Below are 16,239 nucleotides of genomic sequence, written 5' to 3' on the forward strand. Positions count from 1 at the left end.
TCACCATTTCAGTTTAAACAGTGTGCAATGGCTGCAAGAATAGAGGTTTTACCACAACCATTGGGACCTGTAATAAAGTTAAAATGTTCATTGAATTTAACATTAACTTCCGGGAATCGTTTGATGTTTTTAACATGTAATTGTTCTATAGACATTCGTTATTCCTTAACAACATTGCAAAAATAATGTGAAGCGAAGGTTGGTGCCCCAGATTTTTAGCCAGTGAGCGAGTTTTACGCTGGTTCTGACTAGGAAGGTATGTGTCCTAATTCACGATTTTTACCACCAGCTGGATATGGTCGATCAAGCGACCACGATGCAGGGTTTGTGTTTCCATACACCACCTTGATTTGCATGTTGTGGATGAGTCAGCGGCTTGCCGGTCAGTTTGTTTGGATCAAAAAGGGACCGGGCGAGATATGGCATGGCTACCGCCCCTGAATTTCAGCCTCCAGTCTGCTGCGTTTCACCAAGGGGATGGGGTTGGCATGGCTCATGGGAGACTCCGACGAGGCAATTGTTGCCAAATGGCAATATTAACCATGGCGCTGTGGAGAGAAAGCTCAATATTGAGATTTTCTGTGCAAGATCAATAAATTAATCAAATGTCACCTACGATTGATGACGCGCCGAGATAGCGTGAACAACCATTCTTGAACTATCTCCATAGAATATTCATGGTCATATCCGGCTTGAACCAGCATAAAACTCTTTGTTATTGTCCGCCTCCCCCGCTGAAATAGCTTATTTATCTATAAATCAACAAGATAGCATTATGTGGTGGCGTCGCGGGGGCATCTGCTATCGGGAAGGAGAGTTATGAAGTCGCAGTTCAAAGTGGCGCTGGCCATGTTGGCCCTGTTCGTCGTCCAAGGCTGCACAGCCCCGGATTCATCCGCCAAGCGCAATGCACCCGGCCCGGTGCTGACAGTGCATTACGAAAGCGCCCCCCTGATCCCCGTCACCATCGCCGGTGAGCAGTACCAGTTTTTGCTGGATACCGGGGCCAGTATCACCTTTATCGATCGCCGTCTGGCCAGCCGCTTCAAGGCGCTGACCTTAAGCGAATTGCCCAGGGCCTATCAGGCTGATTTTGCCAGTGTGAACAGCGTTTCGGGCCAACTGGGCAGCGAGCAGCTTGGCTTTGTTGAGCCGCAGCCCTTCTCGCTGGGGTCGGTCACCATTGATGACAGCGATCTGTGGGCAACCGTTGATTTCGATCTTTTCTCCCAGTCTCTCGGCAGCCGTATCGATGGCATCCTCGGGATCGACACCATCCGCCGTTTCAACTGGGTGTTTGATCGCGACAGGCATCAGCTCACGGCTTCGCTGACGGCACCGTCGGCAGCCACGTTCGAGCGTTGCATCGGCTATGAAGATAGCTACAACCGCTCCCCGGCAGTGTATCTGACCCACGGCAAGAGCAGCGTGCGTATGTATCTGGATACCGGGGCCGATCAGAGCTATGCCGATCATGCCTTTATCGACTTTATGGCGAGCCAGAAGGCGATCTCTGGCGAAGATGCCATGCCACGCAAAGGGGTGGACGCCAGCGGTATGGTGGAGGGGCGTGACCATATCCTCACCGGCCTGCACTTTGATGAGCGCCAGCTCGGTGAACTGCGCGTGTCGGAAAACAGCAATGAGCAGTATGGTCTGGGGCTGGATTTTGTTAACCGCTTCAATCGCTTTGCGATCATGCCCGGGCGGATGATGCTCTGCTACGACGCCGACAGCCTGGCGCGCAAAGTGCCGCCAATCCTGCGCAATATCGGGGTGCGCTTTGATGGCGAGCATCTGCAGGTCTACTACAGCGACGAACGGGATCTTGCCCCCTATGGTCTGGCCAACGGCGACATTCTGGAGCAGATCAACGGGGTGGCTTATCGTCCCCTCGAGATCGACAAGGTGCGTGAACTGCTCAGCACCGGCAAGCCGGGGTCGCTCAAGTTGCGGATTGTGCGGGAAGGAAAACCGCTGGATATCGCCATCTAGTCAAGGTGGGGCGGCAAGGCGAGCCGCCCCTATGAGCCTCAGCCCTTGGTTGGATTTTCCATGCAGGTGAGGGGTGGCTGGCCGTAGCGCTCCAGCGTGGCGTCGTCCCCTTTGGTGAAGAAGGTGAGGTTTTGCCCTTCATAACGGGCGCCGCTGGCGCTGGGGGCTTCATAGGCGAGCACTTGTTGCTGCTTGTCGCCCTCGCTCAGGTTGATCACTGCGGCGGGCAGCTTGGCATCGTTATAGAAGTAGGTAGAGAGTGTGACGTTCTTGCCGCACTGGTAGTTGACCGGTGCCGGCACCATCAGCTGGCCGCCGCTGATCTGCAGTTCGGTGATCCGCAGCAGGTAGTTATCCTCCACACACTGGCGCAGATCCTGCCCTTTCCAGCAGTCGTTGCGACCCTTGATCCAGCCGCGCTGCATGGCGCGCTCGGTCTTGAGCTGTTCGGGAGAGAGCGCGGCAATCGCCTTGGGGTAGAGGGCCGCCAGTTCGTTATCAAGGGCGGCCAGTCCGGCATCCTTGCAGATCAGGGTTTCGACCGACCCGGAGGCTTTGGTGCAGTCAAAGGAAGGGGTTGCGGCAGTGGCCAGCAGAGGGGCAAACAGCAGGGTGGCAAGCAAGGTCTTGTTCATCGATAGATTCCAGCAATGAAGAGGGCATATCTGCCTACTACAGCACACTCTTCAGGGCAATGCAGCAGGGGAGCCGAGCCCACTTGCACTGCTGAATGGCTGCCAAACGGAAAAACCCGACACTCCTGGCCGGAATGTCGGGTTTTTTGTGGCCGCGATAAAGGGGGAGGCGGGTTGCCCGGTTGATCAAGCCAGCGCCAGTTGCTGACTGCGGGCGCGCCACAGCCGCTCGTGGAAGAAGAACACCACGGTATTGATGGCCGGTTCGATCATCGCCATCACGCCGCCGGTGAGCAGCTCGCCGCTCAGCAGGAAGGCAACCCCGAAGGCCACCGAGAAGTGGACCACCGCGAAGCTGCTGGTCTTGGCCTGCAGGCTGTGATTTGGCTTGAATTTGTGCCAGCCAAGGTCATGAAAGTAGAAGGCGACCGTGTTGACGGCGGGCTCGATCAGGGCGATCAGGCTGGCGGTCAGCAGCTCACCGGTCAGCAGGTAGGCCACGGTAAAGGCGACACCGAAGTGCAGGATGGCAAAGCTGATGGTCTTTTTCATGATGGCGGCTCCCTCTGTTGATGATGAGAGTATCTGCCAAAATGAGATTAAATGAAAACTATTCTCATCTATTGCCCAGATAGGGAAAACCTATCAAAGGAAAAGTGCCTCCGCACTGTCGTGAGGCAGGCTCGCGGTGTGCCAGCATTTCGGGCTGGCCGGATAAAAACAGGAAGCCCCGTGACGGGGCTTCGCTTTTCTGTCTACCGGGGCACAGGGTCGCTATTACTACTCTGAGACCTTGTTGAGCCACTCGACCCTGTACAGAAGACCTTGGACACCCATCTTTTGGGTTTGGGCTATGCTACGCCTTGCTCCAAAAGGTGGGTGTCCTAGATTTGGCCGTCAAGACCAAACGGCCCCTCTTTGCCCGCCTCGCCAAAGTGGCGCAGGGTGGGGGCATAGACGGTGTAGTGCTGCGAGAGCAGCTCGATATGTTCGAGCCAGAGGGTGTGGTTGGCCAGCGCGCCATGGATCAGCAGCAGCGGCTCGCCGCTGCCCGCCTGCAGGCAGGGCTGCCCGCTGCCATTGACGATAAAAGTGTGAGTCTGTGACTGCATATCAACGCCTCCCCGGCGTGTCATAAGAGCGGAGGAGTATATGACAAGCGCCCTGTGGCCGGTAAGTGGGCTCTTTCCGGCTGGCGCTAGCCACTATAAGCAAAAGTTGGGGCATTATCGGAAAACCCATAAATCCAGCTTATAGTGGCACTGGCACGCCTTGGGTTGCTCCAAGGTGGTCGATATCAACCCCGCAAGGGGATCTTCCGATCCTTGTTTCGTTTGTGGTGGGGTTATACGCGATTATCCGAATACGCTGCGCTATTTGAACTTACGGAATTTCATTGGGTATCTGTAAGGTTTGTCCATTAACCAGTAAATCAGATACGCATATTTTGCACCGAATTTCGTTAAACTTAATAGCCATAAGACCCCACTTAGAATTAGTTGATACAATACTGGTATAGATAAAAAAAATGCTAGAAAAAACAACATTTCTACGAAAGTCATCTTGCTAACTTCATAACCCGTCTGCGTAAGTATTGTAGTGATGTGATGGACGCCCCCTCCCTGCGCGGTCAGTTTCATACTTAGGCTGACAGCGTTCAACTTGGGGGATCACCACATGAACACGATCAAAGTAGTTGGAATCGATATTGCTAAGTCTGTTTTTCAGGTGTGTGTATGGATGGCTGATGGTTCTGTTGCCTGGAATCGTAAAATATCTCGCCAGAAACTGCTCCACACGTTGCGCCAGTTTCCACCGCAAACACTGATTGCTATGGAAGCTTGCTCAACATCTCATTTCTGGGGACGAGCACTGATATCGATGGGCTATGACGTAAAGCTCATTCCCACACAGCATGTCAAAGCCTTTGCAAGACACCAGAAGAATGATGCCAACGATGCATTAGCTATTTGTGAAACAGCTTGCCGACCAGGGATCCACTTCGTCTCAGTTAAAACTACAGAACAACAAGATATCAAGGCGTTACGTAGTGCTCGCCAGCTCATAGTTGAGCAGCGAACCGCTCTGGCTAACCAACTACGGGCATTACTTGCCGAGTACGGAGTCATTATTCCAGCCGGGTTACAACGCCTGCAACGACAACTGCCAGAAGTGCTTGAAGACGGAGACAATACGATAACCTTCACGCTTCGCCGACTACTGAGCCTGTTACGAGAAGATATGCAGATGCTCACTGAACGGATTGATGTCTTGGATAAGGAACTAGCTGAACTGTCCAGCCAGCAGGTTGCCTATCACCACTTATTGACCATTCCTGGTGTCGGGCCACTGATTGCCGCTGCGGTGGTCAGTGAGGTTGATGCCACCCAGTTTTCCAGCGGCCGTGAGCTTTCTGCTTGGTGTGGCTTAGTCCCTCGACAGCACAGTTCAGGTGGAAAACAACGGCTTTCATCCATGACCAAGAACGGTAATCGTAACTTGAGGACCTTGATCATCCATGGCGCTCGAGCGGTGATGCGTTGTGTGCAAAAACGGGATGACAGTTTAGGGAGATGGGTTAAGGCAATTGAATTGCGGCGTGGCTTCTTGAAAGCCACTGTCGCCCTGGCAAATAAGTTAACTCGGATCATCTGGCGTGTACTAACTGACTCGGTTGATTTCAGTATGAACAGAGCTTTTGCAGGAAGTTAATTTGATATTTGCTTAGAAAATCTACGTTACTGAGTTTGCAGGCACTGATGAAGAAACGGGTACCGTCCTTGTAACAGCCTGAATTAGACCTGGGTATGCATATACCGGTGTAGTGATAAGGAAGCAAGGCTCGGATGACATCATGGCGAGGGAGTTAATCCCATCATAACGCCGGATATATGGTCGCAAACCGTATCAGTTCAGTTCTTGCACAACCCGGGGGCGTCCATATATGGTCTAATCATCCCGGACACCATTTTAGGTGGTACAGTCGCCACCATGACCTGAGGTGTTCAATGACAAGATTACGTCGCTCATTTACTGCCGAATTCAAACTCGAAGCCGCATCCCTGGTGCTCGACCAGGGATATTCTGTCCCTGAAGCCAGCCGTTCACTGGATGTCGGTGAAACCGTACTTCGCCGCTGGGTTCAGCAACTGCAATCCGAACGAACTGGCACAACCCCAATCGGCAAAGCACTGACTCCGGAGCAGCAAAAAATTCAGGAGCTGGAAGCCCGTATCAACCGGCTCGAACGTGAAAAGGACATTCTAAAAAAGGCTACTGCTCTCTTGATGGCGGACGAGTTCACACGTACGCGCTGATAGACCGATTAAGGGAGCAAGCCCCCATCACCTTGGTCTGCTGCGCTTTCGATGTTCCAACATCCTGCTTTTACGACTATCTGGCCCGCAGACGGGCGATTAACCGTGAGCGGATACAGCAACGCAGTGAGTTGCGCCGGTTGTTCAAAGAGAGCAGGAGCTCTGCAGGCAGCCGCGCCTTGATGTCGATGATGCGGGAGTTGGGGTATCAGATTGGTCGATTCAAAGTACGTAACCTGATGAAGGAAGCCGGGCTGGTATCCAAACAGCCGGGCGCTCATCGTTATCAGGTCGCCCAGTCTGAGCGACCGGACATTTCCAATCTGCTGGCTCGCGAATTTGATGTCCAGCAACCCAATCAGGTGTGGTGTGGCGATATCACCTACGTCTGGGCAGGTGGACGCTGGCATTACCTGGCAGCGGTGCTTGACCTGCACACCCGGCGGGTCGTGGGCTGGGCGATGTCTGATAAACCTGATGCAGAATTGGCAATCAAAGCACTGGAGATGGCCTATCAGCAGCGTGGTTGCCCATCCGGTGTGCTATTTCACTCTGACCAGGGCAGCCAATATGGCAGTAGGGCATTTCGGCAACGACTGTGGCGCTATCGCATGACCCAGAGCATGAGTCGGCGTGGCAACTGCTGGGATAATGCCCCGATGGAGCGATTGTTCAGAAGTCTTAAAACGGAGTGGGTTCCGGCTATGGGATACATGAGCGTGCGGGAGGCAAAGCGGGATATCAGTTATTACCTGATGGATTACTACAACTGGCGGCGTCCACATCAATACAATGACGGGATACCGCCAGCAAAAGCCGAGGTTCGGCCTAACCAAGTGTCCGGATTTAGTTGACCACTACATATCAATCCTATGAGCCATAGCGTAACTGCTGCTAGCATAAGTCCCTTAGCAGTGATAAAAAAGGTTGTTTCTTTCTTAACTCTTTCCCAGTCATGTTTCAGTAATCTTGAGATGCTATCATTGATTTTTAGTAAAGTAGAGGTTTTGTTATAGTATTCCAAACAGATTAGTCGGTGGATAATATCTTTATCATTTTCATCATAAGGGTTAATCAAAACCTGAAGCTGAGCTCTTGCCTCAGTAACTTTATCCCAGTTTTCATTTAAACTATTTTTGTTTATTTCAATAACTAACTCTCTGATTTTATCACGCCACTTTTGACGTTCTTGGGTGATATTTTGAATGATAATGCTCTTGTCCTTGTCATAACGAGTAAACAATAGAGTGATAAGTGATCCAAATATACCTGAACCTAATATTATTCCTACATTATCTAAAAATTCTTTCATTTAAAAATCACCACTTTTTGTAAGTTAACCCGTATTAAGGGGGGGGCATAAATAAGGTTTCCGCAAGACACTTTTACCTCCAGATTCACCGCATGCCAAAAATTTAACGTGGCATGAACCCATCTTAAACGCTTTGTTAGTATTTTAATACACTGTACGCACAAGCGACTGATAGTTAACCCTGCGGTTTACTGCATTCATGAAATAGTAGTCATCAAAAATAATTTTCTTCCTCAAAATTTCATGAGTTTCATCACCTGAAACCTCCGTAATAACTAAGTGGAAACTCTGATACTTTTCATCATCAACTTCGAATACATCGAAATCAGTAAAATGAAACGTTAGATCAATAAACTGTCTTTTGTCCTTCACTTCTTTTTTACGATCGATCTGCCCATACTTATAAGCTATACACCATTTTGATTTTTTATTGAACAATTCCTGTAATTCTATCCCTGATGGATAGTTCGTATCAAAGCTAGCATAAAAAAGGTTCTGACTATCAGCCATATATGCGAAAGCATAAGGTAAGTTTTCCCTGGTAACATAGCGATAAAGATGACCTTTTTCTTCTTTGAAATTGGTCACCATATTGACAAACAACTTCTCATTCGCTTTCAAGCCAATGCTTTTTCTTAAAACTGTATCGATCAAGTCCGGGTATGATTGAACAAGCTCGATTAATTCATTAGCTGATGCAGTTCCTTCGTCTCTTTGTGCTTTGCTGGTAGAGGAACTGGGGTTTGCGTAGCGGCATTGTTCATATGCATCTTGATCGTAATCAGCAAGGTCGGGAATACTTCTTTTTATGTGTCGGGCATGCATAGAAATGGGGCGTTTGTTTTCGTCAACAAACTGATCATCAACATGAAGATGAATCAGGATTACTGGGTTCTCACAAGCGGGGCAAAGAGCATAGTGCTTCTTTTCATCATTCACTGTTTGATAAAATGGGTACTCGCGAATTCAACTTCGAAGTGCAATTCCCGATTAAAAATCAGGCTGCTTTCAGAAGTTCGTCAAAAACCACCTGTGGCTGTTTGAATCCCAAGCATTTGCGCGGCCTGAAGTTCAGCCGCTTTTCGACGGCTGACAGTGCCTCTGCTGTCACCACACTCAAATCACTGCCTTTGGGCACATATTGCCGCAGCAGACCATTGCTATTCTCATTCTGTCCCCGTTCCCATGCACTGTATGGATGCGCAAAGTACACCTGCGCTTCCAGCTCTGCTGCAACACGTTCATGTTCGACAAACTCGCTACCATTGTCAGCTGTGATGGTATGGACATGTGCCTGGTAGGGTTTCAGCATGCTGATAATGGTGTCCGCCACCGCGCTGGCTGTTTTGCTGGGAACGTATTGAACCAGGTAGAGCCGGCTCTTACGCTCCAACAGACTCACTATTGCACCGCTGCCTTGCTTACCCAACACGGTATCGACTTCCCAATCTCCCACACGGCTCCGCTCATTGACTATCGCAGGGCGTTCATCAATCGATACCGGATTGGGAATGACACTGCGTTTGCTGTTCTTACCCTTGCGATAGCGTTTGTGACCCTGACGCAGATGCCGGTATAGCGTGCCACCGTTGGCCTTGTCGCGTGCCACATAGCGGTATATCCACTCGTGGCTAACCGGGCAGTTAATCATGTCTCCAACGCCACTGATTTGCTCGGGACTCCAGTCCGCGACCAGCGCCATGCAAACAAAGTCGATGGTATCAGACGGGACAGTACGCTTCTGACTCGTCAGCCGTCGTGCCGTGGCAAGTTGGTGAGCCTGCTGCGGCTGATAGGCCTGCCCAGCACAATTACGACGAAGCTCACGACTGATAGTCGATGGATGAACCCCGAGCTGTTTGGCAATGCGGGCCTGTGACAGGCCATGGTCACGGAGGCAGGCAATCTGGTATCGTAGCCCCTCGGTCAACTGCTGGTATTTCATGGTGTATCGCTTTGTTTCTTTGGCGAGAAGAAGCGTACCCTAACTGGTAGTTGACCGCCTCTCTCCTATGCACCATGGGCATTGCACTTATTATCTGAATTCACGCTTACGCTTCGTTGCTTCGATAAAATTTCTCTCACTTACTTTAATGTATTGAACGATGCCTTTTTTTACTTTGAATACTCTCATGCTGACTCCTTAACTACATAAAACAAAAATGCAACACAAATAAACCTCAAGTCATGTGAAATCATTTCATTTTTGCGGGTGTTTAAAGAAAATACTAACTCCAACCTAAGGAACTGGTAACGGCATGTAAAGTTCCTCTTAAAGGAATATGTTAGGAAGTTTTTTAGCCTGTGATTTTCTTGACGAAAGGTTTATGGCCAGCAAAATAAAGCCTCATATACACTTTTTTATCTGATAGGGAGAAGTAGTCCCCCTGATTAAAGTTGTATGTTTTTTTGCCAAAAGGTTCAATTCGAGCGTCTAAACATGAGTCTTCTGGAGACCAAATATAACTACATTTGGAAAATGGAAACCATCCTTTTTTTGAATAAAGCTCTAAATACTCCAGTAATACTGGTTTTGATGATAGATTTTTTATACTTATACCATGCCCAAGTTCCACACTGCTTCTTGTAATTGATGAAACTTCAATTTGAAACCTCTGTCCCCAAACTTCATATAACTTCAGCACAAATAGAATTGTGGACAACAATGCGCCCCAAACACCTAAGAGCAGTGATATTTCTAGTTCTTTACCAAAAATATTCATTTTGACAACAGCCTTTTCGCCTAACTGTGACTATATTGAAGACGGTGCTCACACATAAGTATCACCTTCCATGTAAAACCGCTCTACTCTTGATACCAAGTATTAGCAATGTCGTTTTAAATCAATGGATTATTCTCTAACTTCTGAAGCTAAACGTGTTTGCGTGACTTCATCTTTTTACTCTCGCATTGCCACCGTATTAAAAAACAGTTAAGGCGTTCGTCATAGCATGTACCGACATAGCTACCGCACTGAATTACAGCCTCCAGTCTGCTGTTTTTAACCAACGGGGTATGGCTGGCATGGCTCATGGGGTGACTCCTACGAGGCTTTGTTGCCAATTGGCTATAGTACCGGCCTATTGGCCAAGGGAAAGAGGGATGCGGGGATTTTCTGAGCCAGATCAAGCAATTAATAAATCGCGACCGGTTGGTGCAGGGAGTGGAAAATGCGGCCACTGTGTTGCTGGATAAAAAGTGTTGGCGGGTAGCCGTGTCGGTGGGTAAAAGCGCTGGCGGGTAAAAAACAAGAAGCCCCTGAACGGGGCTTCTCTTTGCGGGTCATGCCGCCACTGTGAACGGCTGGGTTGGCCGCATCGCTGGCGCGTTGACCGGGCGCCAGAGCAGGTTGGTGCGAGCTTACTCTTCGACCTTGTTGAGCCACTCGACCTTGTACTGGGCGCCGGTGCCCTGTGCCAGCTTGGCACAGAGCGGTTTGAGGAAGGCTTCAATCTGCTCGTCCAGCATCCAGGGCGGGCTGATGATCAGCATGCCTGAACCGTTCATGCCCCAGTCGGCAGTCTGACCGGCCACTTCCAGCTCGGCCACCAGCACATTGCCGAAGTTCTCGCGCTTGATGGCGCGCAGCATGTCGCGAGATTTGTCCGCCTCTTGCCCGAGGATCGGATACCAGAGGGCGTAGATGCCTGTTGCCCAGCGTTTTTGCGCCTTTTTCAGGGTATCGACCACGGCGAAGTAATCTTCCTTGAGCTCATAGGGCGGGTCGATCAGCACCAGCCCGCGGCGCGGGGTGGGCGGCAGCAGGGCGATCAGTCCCTCGAAGCCGTCACGGTGGTGCACGGCCACGCGAGGGTCGTAACCCATATTGGCGCGCAGATCTTCGACCTCGTTGTTGTGCAGCTCCATCAGCGCCAGCTTGTCCTGCTCGCGGGTGAGGCGGCGGGAGAGCTCCGGCGAGCCGGGGTAGTAGTGCAGCTGGCCATCGCTATTCATCTCTTCGATGACGCCGAGATAGGGGGCCATGGCAGACCACTGGGCCCGCTCGTCCCACAGGCGACCGATGCCGTCGGCATACTCGGCCTTTTTCTGGGACCAGTCGCCGCGCAGGTCGTAGAGACCGCCACCGGCATGGGTGTCCAGCACGATGAAGGGTTTCTCCTTCTTCTTGAGGGACTCGATGATCAGGGCCTGAACGGCGTGTTTCAGCACGTCGGCATGGTTGCCGGCGTGAAAGGCGTGACGGTAGCTCAGCATATTAGATCTCTGAGGGGGCCCTGCTGGGCACCCAGTAACGATAGATAGTTCAACAAATTGCGGCTGTTGCCGCGAAACAGAGAGAGGCTGCGCAGGGTCTGCAACAGGACGCCCTGTTGCAGCCGCTCCAGCTCCAGCTCGTGGGCCAGCATCGACTGATACTGCTGCTCGTCGAGTCGCGTCTTGGCGCTCTGGCGCAGGGCGCGCCACGGGGTCAGCACCGCTTCGGTCTGCACCAGCGCCGGTTGCAGGTCGGTGAGATCGACCACGATGCCGAGTTGATCGAGCCGGTGCAGCAGCAGCGCCAGATTGACGTTGCCCCCCTGCTCCTGCACGGTGAGCCAATCCTGGCTGCGCTCACCATAGACCTTGCCGCTCCAGTGCCAGAAGCCGATCGGCGTCGGCAATTCGTGGACCGCGACCCGCTCGCTGGCCATCAGCTGTTCGTCACGCAAAGAAGGCTTGCTCCATGGTTTCCAGCTCTTCGGAGAGGCTCATCCACTCCAGCTCCACCTCTTCCAGCTGCTCCTTGAGGGGGCCCTGGGATTTGAGCAGTTCGGAGAGCTTGGTTTTAGCGCTCTCTTCGTAGATGGCGGGGTCGGCCAGTTGGCTCTCGATGTCGCCAAGCTTGCCTTGCAGCTTCTCCATACTCGCTTCGAGCTTTTCGAGCTTCTGGCGCAGGGGGCGGGTTTGCTGGCGGAACTCCGCCTCGCGCCGCTTCTGATCCTTGCGAGCCACCGCCGAGTTGGCAGAGACGGGGCCATCGGCCGGTTTGGCGTTGGCCTCTTTCTCCTGCTCGCCGAGCCACTTGTGGTAGTCGTCCAGATCGCCGTCGAACGGCTCGACCCGGCCACCGTGCACCAGATAGAAGTCATCTGTGGTGGTACGCAGCAGGTGACGGTCGTGGGAGACCACCACCATGGCCCCTTCGAAGCCTTGCAGCGCCATGGTGAGGGCGTGGCGCATCTCCAGATCCAGGTGGTTGGTCGGTTCATCGAGCAGCAGGAGGTTCGGCTTTTGCCAGGTGATCAGCGCCAGCACCAGCCGCGCTTTTTCGCCGCCAGAGAAGGGGGCTACCTTGTCGAGCGCCTTGTCACCGTGAAAACCGAAGCTGCCCAGATAGTTGCGCAGCTCCTGCTCGGTCTTGTCCGGCGCGAGGCGGGCCAGATGATCGAGTGGGGAATCATCGAGACGCAGGGTCTCCAGCTGATGCTGGGCGAAGTAACCGATGCTCACCCCGGCGCTCACTTCGAGCTTGCCGGAGAGCGGCGGGTTGGAGCCCGACAGCATCTTGATAAAGGTCGATTTACCGGCGCCGTTGCGACCGAGCAGGCCGATGCGCGAACCCGGTACCAGATTGAGTTTGATCTTCTCCAGGATCACCTTGTCGCCGTAACCGGCAGAGAGGTTCTCCATGGCGATGAGCGGGGTCGGCAGGGCCGACGGCTCGCGAAACTCGAAGCTGAATTCGGAGTCTGCGTGGGCGGGCAGGATCTTCTCCATCCGCTCCATCGCTTTCAGGCGGCTCTGGGCCTGACGGGCCTTGGAAGCCTTGTAGCGGAAGCGGTCCACATACGCCTGCATGTGGGACATCTCCCGCTGCTGTTTCTCGTACATAGACTGCTGCTGAGCCAGCTGTTCGGCGCGCTGCAGTTCGAAGTCGGAGTAGCCGCCGGTGTATTCGTTGAGCTTGCCGTTCTCGATATGGATGATGCGGCTGATGACCGAATCGAGGAAATCGCGGTCGTGAGAGATGAGCACCAGCGTGCCCTGATAGCCCTTGAGCCACTTCTCCAGCCAGATCACCGCATCGAGATCCAGGTGGTTGGTCGGTTCATCCAGCAGCAACAGATCGGAGCGGCAGAGCAGCGCCTGAGCGAGGTTTAAGCGCATGCGCCAGCCACCGGAGAAGCTGCGTACCGGCGAGCTCAGCTGCTCGTCGCTGAAACCGAGGCCGTGCAGCAGCTCGGCGGCGCGGGCGCGAATGCTGTAGGCGCCGATGGTATCGAGGCGACCGTGCAGCTCGGCTACCAGCAGACCGTTGTCATCCTGTTCGGCTTGCACCAGCTGGGCTTCCAGCGAGCGGAACTCCTTGTCGCCGTCGATCACGTACTCGAGCGCGGAGCAGTCGAGCGCCGGGGTCTCCTGCGCGACGCCTGCGATCTGCCAGCCAGCGGGCAGGCTGAAGGTGCCGCTGTCGATGGCCAGCTCGCCCCGTACCAGTGCAAAAAAGGTGGACTTGCCACAGCCATTTTTGCCCACCAGACCCACTTTGTGGCCGGGGTGAATGGTGGCGGAGGCGTTGTCCAGCAGCTTGCGGCCGCCGCGGATCAGTTCGATTTGACTGGCAACTATCATGGGTGGGATCTGCTTGCTCAAAATGGAGGAGAAAAACTGGCGCGGATCTTACGTGAAATGACGCTGATTTGCACTGTAGCGAAGGGCTGGCCACTGGCTGGCGCTGCAAAAACATGCCATAACAGAGAAACCAGTTTGGTTACGGGAGGTTAGCATGCATATCAGGGATATTATGACGACCCGGGTCGCCACCGTTTCAATGGATGATCGACTCAGTGTCATCAAGGATATCTTCGAGCAGGCACACTTTCGCCACCTGCTGGTACTGGAGGAGGGTGAGCTGGTGGGGGTCATTTCGGATCGGGATCTGTTCCGTGCCATCAGCCCCTATCTCGACTCCGAAGCCGAGATGAGCCGCGATACCGAAACCCTCACCAAGCGGGCCCACCAGATCATGAGCCGCCACCCCGTCACCATCGCCCCCCATCTCACCGTGCGCGACGGCGTCAAGCTGATGCTGGAGAAGGGGGTCTCCTGCCTGCCGGTGCTGGAGAATGGCGCCCTGGTCGGCATCATCAGCTGGAAGGATTTTCTCAAGGCGGCGTTGGAGAGTGACGCGCTGGTTTGAGCCGACGCTTATCGCCACTAGCTGATAGAGAACCAATATAGAGAGAGGGGAGCCAAGGCTCCCCTCTCTCTATATTGGCTTTGCCGACAATGCCGGTTTGCACGCTGCCTGCATCATCATGGCTCGGGCTGCCCTGCGACAAGGCAGGAGGGGCCGCTGCCGGAGAGGTGCGGCTGAAGATGAGTGCGGATCTCCTGCAGGGTGCGCTGGTACTGCTGGGCATGTTGATCGAGAAACGCGGGACTGTGCTTGAGGCGCCGCTCCAGGGTATCGACCAGCAGCGCCACCCTGGGAGCGGCCATACCCGCAGGCCAGCAGTGTTGCAGCAGCTCCAGCAGTTGCCAGGCATCGCCCGGCAGGGCGGGGAACTCCTCCAGCAGCTGCAAGCCCGCTTGCAGGGCTGTCTGATATTGGCTGGCCTGCATCGCCTTGTGGCGCAGCTGGCGCAGTTCGCTCAGCCGTTGTTCTCTCGCCGTCAGGCGCTGGCCCAGCTCGGCCACCAGATGGTGGAACAGTTGGCGGGTGAGCGGGTGGGGCGCCACCCTGACGCGGTATTGGGTCAGCTGGATCAGGTAGCGCTGGGCGTGGTGGGGCAAACCGCAGAACTGGCTGACCGCAAAGCCGAGCAGCAGGGTGAGGTGGTTGTCGCTCCCCTCATCCGGCTGGTGGTGGGCAATCAGGATCAGCGCCTCGTCGAAGCGGTAATCCAGCCCCAGCATCAACGCCTGCAGCAGCTCATATTCGTGGGGTTGCAGGTGGACGGTGCGCTTGAGGTGCTCCCACTCCTGTTGCAGGGAGCGGATCCGGTTGCTGGAGGGGGCGTGCCACAGCACCGCCAGACTGGCATTGAGCATGAAGCTGTCGATGGCGAGCCGGACGCGCTGCTCGCTGAAGTGGCGCAGGGTCAGGCTGTTGGCCTGCTCCAGCACCTTCTCCTCATCTTGCAGCACCAGCCCGAGCAACATCGCCAGCTGATGCCAGCGTGGCTGATGGGGGCGGATCTGCAGCAGCTCTCCCATGGTCTCCCACGCCGCCAGCCAGTGATGCTGGTGCAGCTGGCTGGCGAGTTGCAGCTCCAGCCGGGTGGCCATCGAGACGCTGGCCTGATGGCGCTGCAAGTCGGTCTGTGCGCTTTGTAATTTGCCGAGCCCCAGCATGGCGTAGAAGAGCCCGGCCCTTGGCCAGCTCGCCTGATATTCGTTGGCACAGAGGGCATAGTGCTGGGCGGCGGTGATCCGCTCGGCTGATTGCAGCAGCAGGTAGCCCTTGAGTCGATCCAGCCAGGGGGTCAGTGAGCGATTCTCCCGTTGAAACAGCAGGTCTTCACAGAGGGCGGTAGCCAGTTGCCACTCCCGCAGCAAAATGGGGGCGGCCAGCGTGCGGGTCAGGTTGCTTAACTTCACCAGCTGGCCGAGCACCGCGGTGAGCTGCTGGGTCATGAAGGGGAGGGGCAGATAGAGGGAGAAGTAGAGATCCGAGGGGAGAAACTCCTGCTCGCTCTGATCGGCATCGAGCAGCAGCAATACGCAACCGGGTTGCAGCAGGCCGAGATAGTGCGCTTCGTGCAGCAGCCGGGCTCCGTCAAGATCCTGCTGCTTGTCCTGCTGACAGATGATGGCGTCGAAGGCGTGCTGTTGCAGCAGGGCCAGCAGACCACTGCGCTCGTGGTTTGGATGGCTGTGGTAGTGGATCCGGTCGGCGGGCACCCCCTGTTCGGTCAGTTCCCGGGTGATGGCGCTACGGAGCAGGGGATCCTCTTCGAGCAGCAGTATCGTCATGCACGTACTTCCTGTGAGCAAACCATTAGGTTGATTATGGTAGACCCAAGAGGAACATAG

The 16,239-nt window shown here is 54.0% G+C and carries 16 protein-coding genes; 4 read left to right on the forward strand and 12 right to left on the reverse strand.

The genetic code is table 11. From position 1 onward, the window contains the following. Window positions 1-8: 8 nt before the first annotated feature. The gene (locus ACTG2U_RS16850) at window positions 9-155 is read right to left on the reverse strand and encodes an AAA family ATPase (RefSeq protein ID WP_439974805.1); all 147 of its coding nucleotides are present in this window, start codon (window positions 153-155) and stop codon (window positions 9-11) included. Between the two features lie 664 nt (window positions 156-819). On the opposite strand from ACTG2U_RS16850, the gene ACTG2U_RS16855 reads away from it, so the two are divergent. Continuing rightward, window positions 820-1,995 (forward strand): aspartyl protease family protein, encoded by a 1,176-nt coding sequence (locus ACTG2U_RS16855; RefSeq protein ID WP_439974806.1) that lies wholly within the window; start codon window positions 820-822, stop codon window positions 1,993-1,995. A gap of 38 nt (window positions 1,996-2,033) precedes the next feature. Here ACTG2U_RS16855 and ACTG2U_RS16860 read toward each other — a convergent pair whose 3' ends face one another. The 3 genes from ACTG2U_RS16860 to ACTG2U_RS16870 form a co-directional block, all read right to left on the reverse strand. After that, window positions 2,034-2,630, reverse strand: a complete 597-nt coding sequence (locus tag ACTG2U_RS16860) for an MliC family protein (RefSeq protein ID WP_236398988.1) — start codon at window positions 2,628-2,630, stop codon at window positions 2,034-2,036. Window positions 2,631-2,816: 186 nt separating this feature from the next. Further along, window positions 2,817-3,182: a DUF2061 domain-containing protein gene (locus tag ACTG2U_RS16865; RefSeq protein ID WP_267518547.1), complete on the reverse strand. Its 366-nt coding sequence runs from the start codon at window positions 3,180-3,182 to the stop codon at window positions 2,817-2,819. A gap of 332 nt (window positions 3,183-3,514) precedes the next feature. Beyond that, entirely contained in the window at window positions 3,515-3,742 is a 228-nt protein-coding gene (locus ACTG2U_RS16870; protein ID WP_346212908.1) for an alpha/beta fold hydrolase, read from the reverse strand. 565 nt (window positions 3,743-4,307) lie between these two features. Here ACTG2U_RS16870 and ACTG2U_RS16875 point away from each other — a divergent pair. Continuing rightward, window positions 4,308-5,342: an IS110 family transposase gene (locus ACTG2U_RS16875; protein ID WP_201035198.1), complete on the forward strand. Its 1,035-nt coding sequence runs from the start codon at window positions 4,308-4,310 to the stop codon at window positions 5,340-5,342. A gap of 296 nt (window positions 5,343-5,638) precedes the next feature. Then, window positions 5,639-6,801 (forward strand): IS3 family transposase gene (locus tag ACTG2U_RS16880; RefSeq protein WP_429070639.1). Its coding sequence is split into 2 segments (ribosomal slippage): window positions 5,639-5,894 and window positions 5,894-6,801, totalling 1,164 coding nucleotides; the frame shifts between segments, so codons are not numbered across the junction. Here ACTG2U_RS16880 and ACTG2U_RS16885 read toward each other — a convergent pair. The 7 genes from ACTG2U_RS16885 to ACTG2U_RS16915 all read right to left on the reverse strand — a co-directional run bounded on the left by ACTG2U_RS16885 (window position 6,732) and on the right by ACTG2U_RS16915 (window position 13,833). Continuing rightward, window positions 6,732-7,259 (reverse strand): hypothetical protein, encoded by a 528-nt coding sequence (locus ACTG2U_RS16885; RefSeq protein ID WP_439974807.1) that lies wholly within the window; start codon window positions 7,257-7,259, stop codon window positions 6,732-6,734. The two genes, ACTG2U_RS16880 and ACTG2U_RS16885, sit on opposite strands and share 70 nt — an antisense overlap. 144 nt (window positions 7,260-7,403) lie before the next feature. Next, entirely contained in the window at window positions 7,404-8,198 is a 795-nt protein-coding gene (locus ACTG2U_RS16890; protein WP_439974808.1) for a hypothetical protein, read from the reverse strand. 58 nt (window positions 8,199-8,256) lie between these two features. Continuing rightward, window positions 8,257-9,204 carry an IS30-like element ISAeca1 family transposase gene (locus ACTG2U_RS16895; protein ID WP_012564931.1) on the reverse strand — a complete coding sequence of 316 codons (948 nt, stop codon included), beginning with the start codon at window positions 9,202-9,204 and terminating at the stop codon, window positions 8,257-8,259. Window positions 9,205-9,556: 352 nt separating this feature from the next. After that, window positions 9,557-9,982 (reverse strand): hypothetical protein, encoded by a 426-nt coding sequence (locus ACTG2U_RS16900; protein ID WP_429032003.1) that lies wholly within the window; start codon window positions 9,980-9,982, stop codon window positions 9,557-9,559. Window positions 9,983-10,620: 638 nt separating this feature from the next. Then, a complete protein-coding gene (locus ACTG2U_RS16905; protein ID WP_439974809.1) occupies window positions 10,621-11,475 on the reverse strand; it encodes a 23S rRNA (adenine(2030)-N(6))-methyltransferase RlmJ in 855 nt (284 codons plus the stop codon). Further along, on the reverse strand, window positions 11,469-11,930 hold the full coding sequence (locus tag ACTG2U_RS16910; RefSeq protein WP_005343337.1) for a DUF2390 domain-containing protein: 462 nt from the start codon (window positions 11,928-11,930) through the stop codon (window positions 11,469-11,471). Before ACTG2U_RS16910 ends, ACTG2U_RS16905 begins: the two co-directional genes overlap by 7 nt. After that, on the reverse strand, window positions 11,923-13,833 hold the full coding sequence (locus ACTG2U_RS16915) for an ABC transporter ATP-binding protein (RefSeq protein ID WP_159157600.1): 1,911 nt from the start codon (window positions 13,831-13,833) through the stop codon (window positions 11,923-11,925). The genes ACTG2U_RS16910 and ACTG2U_RS16915 overlap by 8 nt, the downstream gene beginning before the upstream one ends. Before the next feature lie 154 nt (window positions 13,834-13,987). On the opposite strand from ACTG2U_RS16915, the gene ACTG2U_RS16920 reads away from it, so the two are divergent. Next, window positions 13,988-14,401, forward strand: a complete 414-nt coding sequence (locus ACTG2U_RS16920) for a CBS domain-containing protein (RefSeq protein WP_021229522.1) — start codon at window positions 13,988-13,990, stop codon at window positions 14,399-14,401. A gap of 116 nt (window positions 14,402-14,517) precedes the next feature. On the opposite strand, the gene ACTG2U_RS16925 is transcribed toward ACTG2U_RS16920, so the two are convergent. Continuing rightward, window positions 14,518-16,179, reverse strand: a complete 1,662-nt coding sequence (locus ACTG2U_RS16925) for a hypothetical protein (protein ID WP_429032014.1) — start codon at window positions 16,177-16,179, stop codon at window positions 14,518-14,520. Between the last annotated feature and the right edge of the window lie 60 nt (window positions 16,180-16,239).

This window comes from Aeromonas sp. 95A (assembly GCF_051919235.1).
Lineage (GTDB): Bacteria > Pseudomonadota > Gammaproteobacteria > Enterobacterales > Aeromonadaceae > Aeromonas > Aeromonas veronii.